This is a genomic window from Sphingomonas faeni (assembly GCF_040407565.1).
In the GTDB taxonomy this organism is placed as follows: Bacteria; Pseudomonadota; Alphaproteobacteria; order Sphingomonadales; family Sphingomonadaceae; genus Sphingomonas; species Sphingomonas faeni_F.
Genome location: NZ_JAPZPR010000002.1, coordinates 324531 through 336964, shown reverse-complemented (window position 1 = coordinate 336964; position 12434 = coordinate 324531). Strand labels below are relative to the sequence as shown.

General features: G+C 67.2%; 7 protein-coding genes. 2 read left to right on the top strand and 5 right to left on the bottom strand.

The features are described from left to right. The first annotated feature begins 19 nt into the window (after window positions 1–19). The gene (locus O6Y00_RS06020) at window positions 20–910 is read left to right on the top strand and encodes an AraC family transcriptional regulator (protein WP_353441689.1); all 891 of its coding nucleotides are present in this window, start codon (window positions 20–22) and stop codon (window positions 908–910) included. A gap of 318 nt (window positions 911–1228) precedes the next feature. Beyond that, window positions 1229–3361: a phosphocholine-specific phospholipase C gene (locus O6Y00_RS06015; protein ID WP_353441687.1), complete on the top strand. Its 2133-nt coding sequence runs from the start codon at window positions 1229–1231 to the stop codon at window positions 3359–3361. Between the two features lie 64 nt (window positions 3362–3425). Here the strand turns inward: O6Y00_RS06015 and O6Y00_RS06010 are convergent, their stop codons facing one another. From O6Y00_RS06010 to O6Y00_RS05990, 5 genes are read right to left on the bottom strand one after another with little or no spacing between them, the layout of a single operon-like run. After that, window positions 3426–5954: a TIM-barrel domain-containing protein gene (locus O6Y00_RS06010; RefSeq protein WP_353441686.1), complete on the bottom strand. Its 2529-nt coding sequence runs from the start codon at window positions 5952–5954 to the stop codon at window positions 3426–3428. Further along, on the bottom strand, window positions 5951–7483 hold the full coding sequence (locus tag O6Y00_RS06005) for a tryptophan halogenase family protein (protein WP_353441685.1): 1533 nt from the start codon (window positions 7481–7483) through the stop codon (window positions 5951–5953). Before O6Y00_RS06005 ends, O6Y00_RS06010 begins: the two co-directional genes overlap by 4 nt. Then, entirely contained in the window at window positions 7480–9093 is a 1614-nt protein-coding gene (locus tag O6Y00_RS06000; RefSeq protein ID WP_353441684.1) for an alpha-amylase family glycosyl hydrolase, read from the bottom strand. Before O6Y00_RS06000 ends, O6Y00_RS06005 begins: the two co-directional genes overlap by 4 nt. Beyond that, window positions 9093–10895: an alpha-amylase family glycosyl hydrolase gene (locus O6Y00_RS05995; RefSeq protein ID WP_353441683.1), complete on the bottom strand. Its 1803-nt coding sequence runs from the start codon at window positions 10893–10895 to the stop codon at window positions 9093–9095. The genes O6Y00_RS06000 and O6Y00_RS05995 overlap by 1 nt, the downstream gene beginning before the upstream one ends. After that, window positions 10892–12406, bottom strand: a complete 1515-nt coding sequence (locus O6Y00_RS05990; RefSeq protein WP_353441682.1) for a tryptophan halogenase family protein — start codon at window positions 12404–12406, stop codon at window positions 10892–10894. Before O6Y00_RS05990 ends, O6Y00_RS05995 begins: the two co-directional genes overlap by 4 nt. Between the last annotated feature and the right edge of the window lie 28 nt (window positions 12407–12434).

Here is a 12434-nt window from a genome sequence, read left to right as displayed (position 1 = left end):
CTCCGGCGGAGTCATTATCATGCGGATGGAAGATCAGAGCGGCGCGAAATACGGCGGCAGGGATATACTGGAATCGTCCGTCGCGGGCGGCTGGCGGGGACTGGCCGCCGATCACCGTCATCATCCAAAGGGCGAAGTGGGGTCGTTCCAGCCCGCGAACCTCGAAATCGCGATCGCCACGGCCTGCAACCCCGCGTGTGTGGTCAGCCGAACGGGTGACCGGATACGCCAGCATACGCGCGTGGAGGCGGGGACGATCTGGTTCTGCCCGACGGGCGTCGAGGAGACCGACATCATCGTTTCCGAATGGCACGACGCGCTTCACATCTACCTGCCGTCGTCGGCGTTTGCGGACATTTCGGATGCGCGTGGCGGTGCAGCGTGCCGGCCCGAGGGCGTGCCCTATCTCGGCGGGTTCTTCGATGAACGGCTCAGGCGCCTCGGTGCCGAGGTGCTGCGCGAACTCGTGGCGCCGAGCGCGGCCAGCACTGTGCTGGTCGACACGCTGTCGATCGCACTGACCCGTTGCGTCATCGCTACCTATTCCGGTGTCGACACCGGGTCCGAAGGACGCGTCTCGGCCCATCGGCTGGACGACCGGCGTCTGCGGCGCGTTCTGGATTACATGACCGCGCATCTCGAAGACGATGTCGGGCTGACGGACCTGGCGGATGCAGCCTGCTTGAGCGTGTTTCATTTCATTCGACTGTTCACCAGCACGACCGGCCTGCCCCCGCACCGCTATCTGAGCCGCTTGCGGCTCGAACGCGCAAAGACGCTGTTGTCGCTGCGGACGATGCCGATCGCGGAAATCGCGCAGGCATGCCGCTTCTCGTCGCAATCGGCCTTCACGCGGGCCTTTCGACACGCGACGGCCACGACGCCGCAGGTCTATCGCCGACAATCCTAGCGCCGCATGGTGCCTTTCATGCCGCACGCGGTTGGAGATCTTCGCGAACGATGCCGGCTGGGGATCATCGGGAGCGAGCGTCACGCCGGTGAAACGTGACGGGCATAGCGAATCGCGCGTGAAGATGTGGTCCCTTTCGTCGTCGATGCATGCCCCGGCCGATCCGATCCCCGAACGCCGTCTGTCGAGTGCCCCTTGCGGATTGGCGCTCCTCGTCACGCCGTCCGCGACCGCGTCGCTGTCACTCGATCTCCGATCTGATAGGGGCGTGGTGTGCCGACGTTTGCGGACCATGATCTTCGCCTTTGGAGTGTCCCGATGACCGATGTCTCCCGCCGCACGCTGCTCGGTGCCAGCCTCACCGGCGCGGCGCTATCCGCATTTCCCGTCGCCATCGCGCGCGCTGCAGCGATCGCGCCCGACGTCAGGACGGGCACGCTCATGGACGTCGAGCATGTCGTCATCCTGATGCAGGAGAATCGCGGCTTCGATCATTATTTCGGGTCGTTGCGCGGCGTGCGCGGCTTTGCGGACCGGTTGCCGATTCCCGTGCCCGCCCCCGGACCCGCCCCCGTATTCGGGGAAGCCGGTGCGACGAAGCCCGTGCCGGTCTGGTATCAGCGCGACCGCACGGCGACCGGCGGCGCGCGGACGGTTTTGCCGTTCCATCTCGCGACCCGTACGAATTTCGACCTGATGCGGATGGAGGGCACGCCGCACAGCTGGCCCGATGCGCAGCGCGGGTGGGACGAAGGGCGGATGGCGCATTGGCCCGAGGCGAAAAGCCAGCGCGCGATGGGACATTACCGGCGCGAGGATATTGCGTTCCAGTTCGCGCTCGCCGAGGCGTTCACGGTCTGCGACGCCTATCACTGCTCGGTCCAGACCGGCACCAACACCAACCGCCTGTTCCTGTGGAGCGGCACCAACGATCCCGGTGGCACGATGGGCGGTCCGGCGATCGGCAACTCGCACGACAGCTTTCCCGAGGATGGCGGCAACGCCGAACCCTATCGCTGGACGACGGTGGTCGAACGGTTGCAGGCGAAGGGGGTCGACTGGCGAATCTATCAGGACATGGCCGATAATTTCACCGACAACCCGCTGGTCGGGTTCGCCGCGTTCCGCGACGCGCACGGGGGACGCGGCGATCCGGCGCTGAAGGACCGGGCGCTGACGACGCGCGGCCTCGACACGTTGCGCGGCGACGTACTCGCCGGACGACTCCCGCAGGTGTCGTACGTCATCGCCACCGCGAAAGGCTCCGAGCATCCCGGCCCGTCGAGCCCTGCGCAAGGCGCGGCCTACACCGCCGAGGTGCTCGACGCGCTGACGGCGGATCCGAAAATCTGGGCGCGGACTGCGTTGCTCGTCATGTTCGACGAGAATGACGGCTTCTTCGATCACGTCCCACCGCCCGCGCCTCCCTCGCTTGCCACCGATGGTACGATGCTCGGCGGCTCGACGGTCGATCTCGAGGGCAGCTATCACCGCCACCCGAGCAGGGGCGATGCCGCACTCGATCTCCCCGCCTATCGTGGCCGCGCTTATGGGTTGGGCCCACGCGTGCCGATGTATGTCGTCTCGCCGTGGAGCCGGGGCGGGTGGGTCAATTCGCAGGTGTTCGATCACACCTCGGTGATCCGCTTCCTCGAACGCCGGTTCGACGTTCACGACTCCAACATCGCACCGTGGCGGCGCGCGGTCTGCGGCGATCTGACCTCGGCGTTCGACTTCACCGCCGCGACCCTCACGCCGTTCGCCGCCTTGCCCGATCCACGCGCCGACGCGGTGCGGGCCGCAGCGATCCCGAAGCAGGTGAGCCCGCAGGCGCCGGCGGGATCGACGCCGCCGTGGCAGGAGCCCGGTATCCGCCGCGCCCGCCCGCTGCCCTATGCGTTGACCGTCAGCGACACGATCGGCGAGGACGCGGTTCGGCTTCGCTTTGCCGCCGACGGCGCGCAAGCCGCGGTGTTCCACGTCTACGACCGTACCGACCTGGTCCGGGCGCCACACCGCTTCACGGTCGAGCCCGGTGGTGCGTTGGATGGGCGCTGGGCGTTCGACGGCAAGGGGCAATACGATCTCTGGGTGCTCGGCCCGAACGGGTTCCACCGTCATTTCATGGGCCACCGCGACGACCCCGCTTCGCTGTCGGGGCTGGTATGGCGTGCCACAGCGACGGAGATGGCGCTGCTGCTCCCCGCCGGGCACCGCGCGCACGCTCTTGTCGCGCGTGCCGAACGGGTCGGCGCGACTGCCCAGGCGACGCCGCTCACCCGGACGCGGCACCGCTGGTCGCTGGCGGATACCTATGGCTGGTACGACATCACGGTCAGCGCAGCGACCGCGCCGAACTATCGCCGGCGGGTATCCGGGCGGATCGACACCGCCGGCCGAATCACGTGCAGCGATCCGTTCGCTGCGGCCGGTCCGACTGGCGACACTTAGCGGCACCAACATCATGGCGCGGTTCGGGACTACCAGCCTGCGACGGTTCGGGCTTTGGAGCGAGTCACTGCGCCGCGGCGGATGTCGGCGAGATCGCAGCCGATGCCGGCGCTCCTTCCACCACAAACGCGCGTGCGCTTGTCGTCGGGGGGACGATCAGCGTCGATGTTCCCGCCGCCTTGTCCTGGACGACGGCAGTCTGCTTGCCTTCGGTTCTTGCCAAGCCAGTGCCGTTCCAGCCGTGCACGGTGATCGCGATCGTCTTCCACCACGGCTTGAAGCCACCCTCGGGCTTGGCGAAGTCGATCGACAGGCCGGCGGGGGTGATCGTGCAGCGCACCGTCTGGCGGAAATAGCCGCGGCGGGTGTACGCCAAGGTGCGGCCGTCGTCCTCGTAGAGCGTGCCCAGGCAGTCGGCGCCGGGATAGACGTCGAGCCGCAGCGGACCGTTCGGGGTTTCGCTCGTGCTCTGGACCAGCGGCTGGCGGGGCAGGATCGTGCCTGCGCGGACGAACACGGGGAGGTAATCGAGGCGCGGTGTTTCTGTCACGCGATCGCCTAGCGTACGCGCGGTCGGTACGGCCTGCGTCGCGGACTGGATCGGGCCGGCGGCGGCGGGTTCGGGCGTGCCGACGCGTTGTCCGGTCCAGTAATCATACCAGCCGCCAGCGGGCAGGCAGACGTCGTAGGTCTGCGGCGACTCCGGCTTGGGCGGCGGTGCGATCAGCAGCGACTTGCCGAGCGTGAACGCCATCGACTGGTCGCACGACGCAGTCGCGGCGGCGGGGTAATCGTAGAATACCGGGCGCATGATCGGATCGCCGAACCGCGCATTCTGGTCCGCCAGTGCGTAGAAATACGGCATCAGGCGATAGCGCTCCTCGATGAAGCGACGGCGGATCGCGAGATGGTCGGGGCCGTCGACCCAGGGCTCGACGCGGGGGGTGCCGGTCGCCGAATGATTGCGGAACACCGGCGTGAACGCGCCGATCTCGGTCCAGCGCGTGAGCAGGTCGGGGCTCGGGCCGCCCGCAAAGCCGCTGACGTCGGCGGCGCTGTAGCCGAAGCCCGACAGGCCGAGGTTGATGATCTGCTGCACCGACAGCTTCAGGTGATCCCAGGTCGCGCTGTTGTCGCCGGTCCAGGTAACCGCGTAACGCTGCCCGCCGGCATAGCTCGCGCGGGTCATCACGAACGGGCGTTCGTCGGGGCGCAGCTTGAGCAGGCCGTCGAACGTGGCGCGCGTGTTGAGCATGCCGTAGACGTTGTGCGCCTCGCGGTGATCGGTGATGCGTGCCGCGAAATCGTCGCTGTCGATGCGGTGGCGGGTGTCGAGCGGCATCGTCTTGGTCGGCGTCTCGAAGATCGCCGGCTCGTTCATGTCGTTCCAGAACCCCGCGATCCCGGCGTCGAGGAAGCCCTTATACTGCGTGCCCCACCAGGTCCGCGCGGCGGTCTTGGTGAAGTCGGGGAATACCGAAGGGCCAGGCCAGACCGGCGCGACATACGGAGTGCCATCGGCGTTCTTGATGAACGCGTCGGCCTTCATCCCGCTCTGGTAGGGCGCGTAACCCTGCTCGACCGCGGCGATGTGGAGGTCGGTGATCGCGACCAGCTTGATCCCGTCCGCCTTCATCTCGGTGGCGAGCTTGGGCAGGACGGGGAAGGTCTTGGCGTCGGTGGTGAAGGGGCGGTTGCGATCCTGATAGCCGATGTCGAGCCAGATCACGTCGGTCGGCACGCGGTCGCTGCGCAGGCGCGCGGCGATCTGGCGGACCTCGTCGGCGCTGCCGTAACTGTAGCGCGACTGTTGGTAGCCGAGCGCCCATTTCGGCGCGAGCGGCGCGTGGCCAGTCAGGTCGGCATAGCGGCGCGTGACCTCCGCGACCGAGGGCCCGGCGATGAAGTAATAGTCGATCGGGCCGTCGGGGCCGCCGAACGACAGCGTCTCGGCATCGCGGTGGCCGAAGTCGAACCAGGTGCGATAGGTGTTGTCGAGCAGGATGCCGTAGCTGCCGCCCGCACCGCCGGAGCCGATGAAGAAGGGTATCGACTTGTAGATCGGATCGTCCGCGCTGCTGAACCCGAACGCGTCGGTGTTCCAGTCGACGAAGCCGTGGCCGCGCCGGTCGAGCCCCTGCGTCTTGTCGCCGAGACCGTAGAAATGCTCGCTGATCGGCAGCGTCTTGGAGATCGCGAACGCCTTGCCGTCGGTCGCGACGGGGGCAGCGTCCGCAGAGATGATCTTGCCGTCGAGCGTCTCGAAGGTGATCGCGCCGCCGGCACCGATCCGTACGCGGACGCTGGCGGTGGTGAAACCGTCGGGCGCGGCGCTTACTTTGGCGGTTTGCTTGCGGGTCGCCGCCGTCACCGCCCAACTCGCATCCTCGGCGAACGCGCCGTTCTTGGCGACGCGCACGCGGACGAGGCCGTCGGTCATAGCGGTGATCCGCATGGTCGCCGCGCCCGCGCGAACCTCGACGCCATCATTGCGCGGCGTGAGCGTCGGGGCGGCGAGCGTGGTCGTCTGCGCCTGGACGGGCACACTGCACACGCCGGCGGTGGCGGCGAGCAGGAGGGCGATGCGTTTCATACGTGATCCTTGTGGTCCGCGGCGGCGCGGAGGCGAGAGGCGTGTGACCCGAAATTCGATGCGCAACGGGTCAGGAAATCGTCGATCTTGGCCAAGTCGATGGGATCGATGTCGGCGCCGGGGGGGATCAGCCGCGCGGTGTCGGGGAAGGTGCCGTAGCCCGCGAACAGGCAGTGCCAGCTGATCGCCGAATAATAGCGGCCGAGCCCGGCGCGATCGATCGCCGCGACCATGTCGGCGCCGGTGAACCAGGTGGACATCAGCATCTTGAGGTCGTCGGACAGGGCTTCGACCCCTCGCGCTTCCGCCCAATAGCTGGTCGGATCGTCGTGGCGCTGGTTCAGCCGGTAGTGCGCGACGATGTAGTCGCGGACGCCGTCGTAGCGCGCGGCGATGCGCGTGTTGAACGCGGTGCGGACGGCGTCGGTCGCGCCGTCTTGGTCGACCATGTCGAGGAACGCTTCGACGGTGGCGATCACCAGATGCAGCGCGGTTGCCTCGAGCGGTTCGAGGAAGCCTTGGGCAAGTCCGACCGCGAGCGCGTTATGCGACCAGCTGTCGCGGACTCGGCCGACGCGCATCTTGAGGTGGCGCGCTTCGCCGGTGTCGACGCCGATATACGCGCGCAGTTCCGCTTCGGCCTGTGCTTCGGTCAGGTGGCGGCTGGAATAGACATAGCCGTTGCCGTTTCGGCTGGTCAGCGGGATGTGCCACGCCCAGCCGGCCGACAACGTGGTCGCGCGGGTCTGGCTGGGGATCGGTGCGCCGGGAACATGCGCGGTCGGCATCACTACCGCGCGGTCGTTGAACAGTGCGTCGGCGTAGCTGACGAACGGCACTTCCAGCGCACCGAAGATCGTGCTGCGAAATCCGCTCGCGTCGATGAAGAATTCGCCGGCGATGCGTTCGCCGTCGGTATCGATCAGCGCGGCGATTTCGCCGGTCGAGGCACGCTCGACGCTGGTGATCCGGCGCTGGAGATGGACGACGTCCAGCGTCTCGGTCGCGTGCGCAGCGAGGAACGCGCCGACCTTGTACGCGTCGAAATGATACCCGTAGCTGACCTCGAACGGGAAGTTCGCGGCAGGCTGCGGAGCGCAGTGCGCGGCGGCGAGCCGGGCGGGGAGCAGGAACTGGTCGGGATGCGCCTCGACGTCGCGCCCCGTTCGCCTTGCCCGCGCATTGTAGAAGAATTGCGGCGTGGTGTGGCCGTCGAGCGCGGTGGGGAAGGGGTGGAAATAGCGCTCATACCCCTCGCGGTCCGACCAGCCCTCGAAGCCGATCCCGAGCTTGTAGGTCGCATCGCACGCCGGCATCCACTCGGCTTCGGCGATGCCGAGCGTGTCGAAGAAGTGCTTCAACTGGGGCGTCGATCCTTCGCCGACGCCGACGATGCCGATCTCCGGGCTTTCGACCAACGTCACGCGGACGCCGCGATCCCGCCAGCGATGCGCGATCAGGCACGCGGTCATCCACCCGGCGGTGCCGCCGCCGAGGATGACGATGTGCTGGCCGAGCCCGTCGATCACCGTCGCAACACCAGCCCGGACAGCGGTGGCAGCGTCGTCGTGCCGGCGCCAACGGTCGCGAACAGCATGTCGCCGTCGGTCGCGATGCCGACTGGCCAATCACGCGCGTCGTCGCCGAGATTGAATACGCAGAGCAGCGTCTCGTCGCCGGACTCCCGCTCGAACGCGATCACTGCATCGTCGCTGTGGACGATCCGCAGGCTCCCGAGCCGCAACGCTGGATGCGCCTTCCGTGCGGCGATCAGCGCCCGTGTCCAGTGCAGCAGCGACGTCGCGTCCGTTTCCTGCGCATCGACCGCGATCGCGCGGTGATCCTCGCCGAACGGCAGCCAAGGCTCGGTACTGCCGAACCCAAGGTCGGGCGCCGCGCCGATCCAAGGCATCGGCGTACGCGCGCCGTCGCGGGACAAGGTCAGCGGCCAGTTCGCGATCGCCTCAGGATCGAGCAGGTCGTCGAACGCGATGTCGACCTGCGTCAGCCCGAGCTCCTCGCCCTGATACAGGAAGATGTTGCCGCGCAACGCGACGAGCAGCAGGATCTTCATCCGCGCGAACGCCTCGCGCTGGTCGGGCGTGGTCCAGCGCGACACCGCGCGCGGCGCGTCGTGGTTCTCGAACGCCCAGCTCGGCCAGCCGAGACCCGGCGTATCGGGCCAGTTGCCGACTGCATCGACGATCAGCTCGGGCGTCAAACGGTCCGCGTACAGGAAGTCGAACCCGTACGCGCTGTTGAGCCGGCCATTGCCGCCGGTGAACAGCTTCATTTCGCGGTCGCTGTCGTCGCCGCCGACTTCGGCGACGGTGAACCCGGCGCCATATTCGTCGAGCAGTGCGCGGATCCGCTCGATGAAGCCGACGATGTCCGGATGGCTCTGGTTGTGCAGCTTCTGCTGGAAATCGAACGACCGCGTCCGCGCGCGATTCGTCGCGGGCGCGGGCGGATTGTCGGTCAGCGCCGGGTCGTGCATCGCGAAGTTGATCGCATCGAGGCGGAAGCCGTCGACGCCGCGATCCAGCCAGAACCGCGCGGTCGCGATCAGCTCGTCCTGCACCGCGGGGTTGTGCCCGTTGAGCTGCGGCTGGTCCTTCAGGAAATTGTGCATGTAATATTGGCCGCGCCGCGCGTCCCAGGTCCAGGCGGGGCCGCCGAACACCGACTGCCAGTTCGACGGCGGCGTGCCGTCGGGCTTGGCATCCGCCCAGACATACCAGTCCGCCTTGTCGCCGCTGCGCGACGCCCGGCTCCGGCGGAACCAGTCATGCTCTTCCGAGGTGTGCGAATAGACCTGGTCGATGATGATCTTGAGCCCGAGCGCATGCGCGCGCGCGATCAGCGCGTCGAAATCGGCGAGCGTGCCGAAGATCGGATCGACGTCGCGGTAATCCGACACGTCATAGCCGAAATCCTTCATCGGCGAGGTGAAGAACGGCGACAGCCACACCGCGTCGACGCCCAGCGCTGCGACGTAATCGAGATGCGCGGTGATACCCGGCAGGTCGCCGATCCCGTCGTCGTTCGAGTCCGCGAAACTCCGGGGGTAAATCTGATAGATCGTCGCGCCCTTCCACCAGGGGTGGTCGGCAACGGACTCAGGCAATCGTGCAGGCATCAACGAGTCTCCGCGGCGCAGACGGCATAGCCGAAGGCGGGCAGGGTTAGTGTGACACTCCCGGGGGCGGCAGCGCGGGGCGCACATGTTCCGGCAAGCGTAGCGAAGCGGGTGGAGCCGGTCTCGACCTGCACCGCCTGCGTGAGCGGCTTGGCCGAGGTGTTGAACGCAAGCAGGGTTTCCGCACCCGTCGTCGGATCGAAGCGCGAAACGGCGAGCAGGCCCGGTGTCTCGCTGCGGCTGCGGATGACCGTCCGGCCACGGGTCAGCGCGGGATATGAGACGCGCACCTTCGAAAGCTCGGCGATCTCGCGGAACAGCGGATTGGTCTCGCCGAAGCTCTCGGTCGCGGTCGTCTTGGTCGTGCCGAGCAGGCGGTTGTCGTTGTAGATCGCGACCTTCGACGCGAACATGTCCTCGCGCGCGTCCTGGTCGTTGCCGTCGCCGACGAAGCCCTGCTCGTCGCCCGAATAGATCGTCGGCACGCCGCGCAACGTCAGCAGCATCGCGTTCGACAGCAGCACGCGCTTCAGCACGTCCTCGTCGGACGCCTGCGGGAATGCCTTCCGCACGTAGGTGGCGAAGCGGCCGTCGTCGTGATTGCCGGTGAAGGTCGGCAGGATTGCCGCCGTGTTGGCGCCCTTCGCATACAGCACGTCGCCGTCGAACAAGGCCTCGAATGCATCGGTGCCGCGCGTGCCGGCGACCGTCTCGACCACCGCCTGGCGGAACGCGAAGTCGAGCACCGCGGGCAGCTTGTCGACAATCGTGTGCTGCGCGAGCACCGCCGGGCGGACCTCGTGGTCGGAAACTTCGCCGAAGATGTGGAAGTTCGGGATGCCGTTCGACTTCGCCCGCGTCAGCATCGCGGGCACGAACTGTGCCCAGAATTCGGGGTTCACGTGGCGCGCGGTATCGATGCGGAAGCCGTCTACCTTGAACCGGTCGATCCACGATCCGAAAATGTCGATCATGCCGCTCACGACGCGCGGGTTCTCCGTCATGATGTCGTCGAGACCCGAGAAGTCGCCCATCGTCGAACTCTCGTTCATGAAAGTCGTGTCGCCGCGATTATGGTAATAGATCGGGTCGTTGAGCCACGCCGGCACCTTCACGGTGCGTTCCGCGGCGGGCACGTACGGCGTGTAGGCATAGGTCGTGTCGGTCAGCCTGGCGAAGTTCGCCGCGGTCTGGACGCCGTCGCCGACGAACCCTGGGTTGATCGCCTTGCCGCCGACACCGCCCTTGCGCTGGTACGGATACGTCGCGCGATCGCGGTACGGGCAGGGCAGGCCGACCGCGCATTCGCGGTACTGGATCACGTCGGCTGTGTGGTTGATGATGATGTCCATATACACCTTCATCCCGCGTTTGTGGGCGGCATCGACGAACGCGGTCATGTCGGCGTTGGTGCCGAGATGCGGGTCGACCTGCGTGAAGTCGGTGATCCAATAGCCGTGATAGCCCGCGGACTCGTGGCCCGGCGAACCCTGCACCGCCTTGTTCTTGAAGATCGGCCCGAGCCAGATCGCGGTCGCGCCGAGATGCTGGATATAGTCCAAGCGCTTGGTCAGGCCCTTCAGGTCGCCGCCGTGATAGAAGCCCTTCGCGGTCGGATCATAGCCGGTCTTCAATCGATCGCCGGCGATCCCGCCGCGATCGTTGCTCGGGTCGGCATTCTCGAACCGGTCGGGCAGGACGAAATAGATCACCTCGTCCTGCGGCGCACGCGCGCGGTAGTCGGCGGGCGGCACGGCTGCCGCGCCGGACAGCGCGAGCAGGATGGCGGCGGCAATGCTCATGCGCCGAGCCCTGCGGATGCCGCGCAATGCTGCGCGACGAACGCGGCGTGGTCCTGCATCTGGCCCGCCTCGCGCGCGTTCAGCTTGTCGATCGTGTCCATGAATTCCCCCAGGTCGCTCGTCGATATCGCGTCGGCCAGCGGGTGGTGGCCCGCCGGCATGATGCCTTGTCCCGCCAGCACCTGAAGCCAGCCGACTTCGGTGAACAGCTCCTCATGCTCGCGGACGATGTGTCCGTTGCCGCGCCACAGGTCGATCTTGGCGGCGAGGGTATCCGGGGCGGCCATGTCGCGGCACTGGCGCCAGAACGGCGTGTCGTCGCGCGCCGTCGCCTTGTAGTGGAGGATGATGAAGTCGCGGATGCGTTCGTATTCGAAGTCGCTCTGGCGGTTGAACTCGGTGCGGTCGGCCTCCGCAATCACACGGCCGGGCAGCAGCTTGAGCAATCGCGCAATCGCCGACTGGATCAGGTGGATGCTGGTGGATTCAAGCGGTTCCATGAACCCGGCGGCAAGCCCGAGCGCAACGACGTTGCGGTTCCACATCCGCTTGCGACGACCCGTGCGGAACGCGATCGTGCGCGGATCGGCCTTCGCCGGCGTGTCGAGACCGGCGAGCAACGTCGCGGTCGCCTCGTCCTCGCTCATATGTGCGCTGGAGAAGACGACGCCGTTGCCGGTCCGGTGCTGCAACGGGATCCGCCACTGCCAGCCGGCGGCATGTGCGGTCGATCGGGTGTACGGCGTGAACTTTTCGCTTCGTGCCGAGGGCACCGCGATCGCGCGGTCGCACGGGAGCCAGTGCGTCCAGTCCTCGTATCCGGTGCCGAGCGCCTCCTCGATCAGCAGCCCGCGAAAGCCGGTGCAGTCGATATACAGGTCGGCGGCGACGGTGGTGCCGTTCTCCAGCACGAGGCCGGAGACGTCGCCGCTGTCACCGTCGCGGGTGACGCGGACGATCTTGCCTTCGATCCGGTTGACGCCGCGCGTTTCCGAGTAGCGTCGCAGGTACCGCGCATAGAGCCCCGCGTCGAAATGATAGGCGTACGGCATCGATGGCAGCGTCCGCGCGGTGCGGGCAGGGCCACGCTGCATCCGCTCGGCAAGCGCCGCATGCGTGTTGAGCGAATAGGCGCCGAGATCGCCGGCCAGCCCGAGCGATCGCGCGCGCAGCCAATATTGGTGGAACGGCAGCAAGCCGACATCACGGCCGACATCGCCGAACGCGTGCATGTACCGATGGCCCGGCTTGAACCAGTCGACGAACTCGATGCCGAGCTTGAACGTGCCGCCGGTCGCGCGGAGGAACGCGTCCTCGTCGAGCCCGAGCGCATCGTTGAACAAATGGATCTGCGGGATCGTTGCCTCGCCCACCCCGACCGTGCCGATATCGTCGGACTCGATCAGGTCGATCTCGTATCCCGTCTCCAGGAACCGCGCGAACGTCGCCGCCGCCATCCAGCCGGCCGTGCCGCCACCGGCGATCACGATACGCAAAGGGTGATTGGCCATCGTCCGCGTCCCCGCTTCGAAACCGTTA

What these genes read in the sequence shown, in the direction of transcription:
- O6Y00_RS06010 (WP_353441686.1), bottom strand. Translation starts at nt 5,954, where the DNA reads ATGAAACGCATCGCCCTCCTGCTCGCCGCCACCGCCGGCGTGTGCAGT.
- O6Y00_RS05995 (WP_353441683.1), bottom strand. Translation starts at nt 10,895, where the DNA reads ATGAGCATTGCCGCCGCCATCCTGCTCGCGCTGTCCGGCGCGGCAGCC.
- O6Y00_RS06000 (WP_353441684.1), bottom strand. Translation starts at nt 9,093, where the DNA reads ATGCCTGCACGATTGCCTGAGTCCGTTGCCGACCACCCCTGGTGGAAG.
- O6Y00_RS06015 (WP_353441687.1), top strand. Translation starts at nt 1,229, where the DNA reads ATGACCGATGTCTCCCGCCGCACGCTGCTCGGTGCCAGCCTCACCGGC.
- O6Y00_RS05990 (WP_353441682.1), bottom strand. Translation starts at nt 12,406, where the DNA reads ATGGCCAATCACCCTTTGCGTATCGTGATCGCCGGTGGCGGCACGGCC.
- O6Y00_RS06020 (WP_353441689.1), top strand. Translation starts at nt 20, where the DNA reads ATGCGGATGGAAGATCAGAGCGGCGCGAAATACGGCGGCAGGGATATA.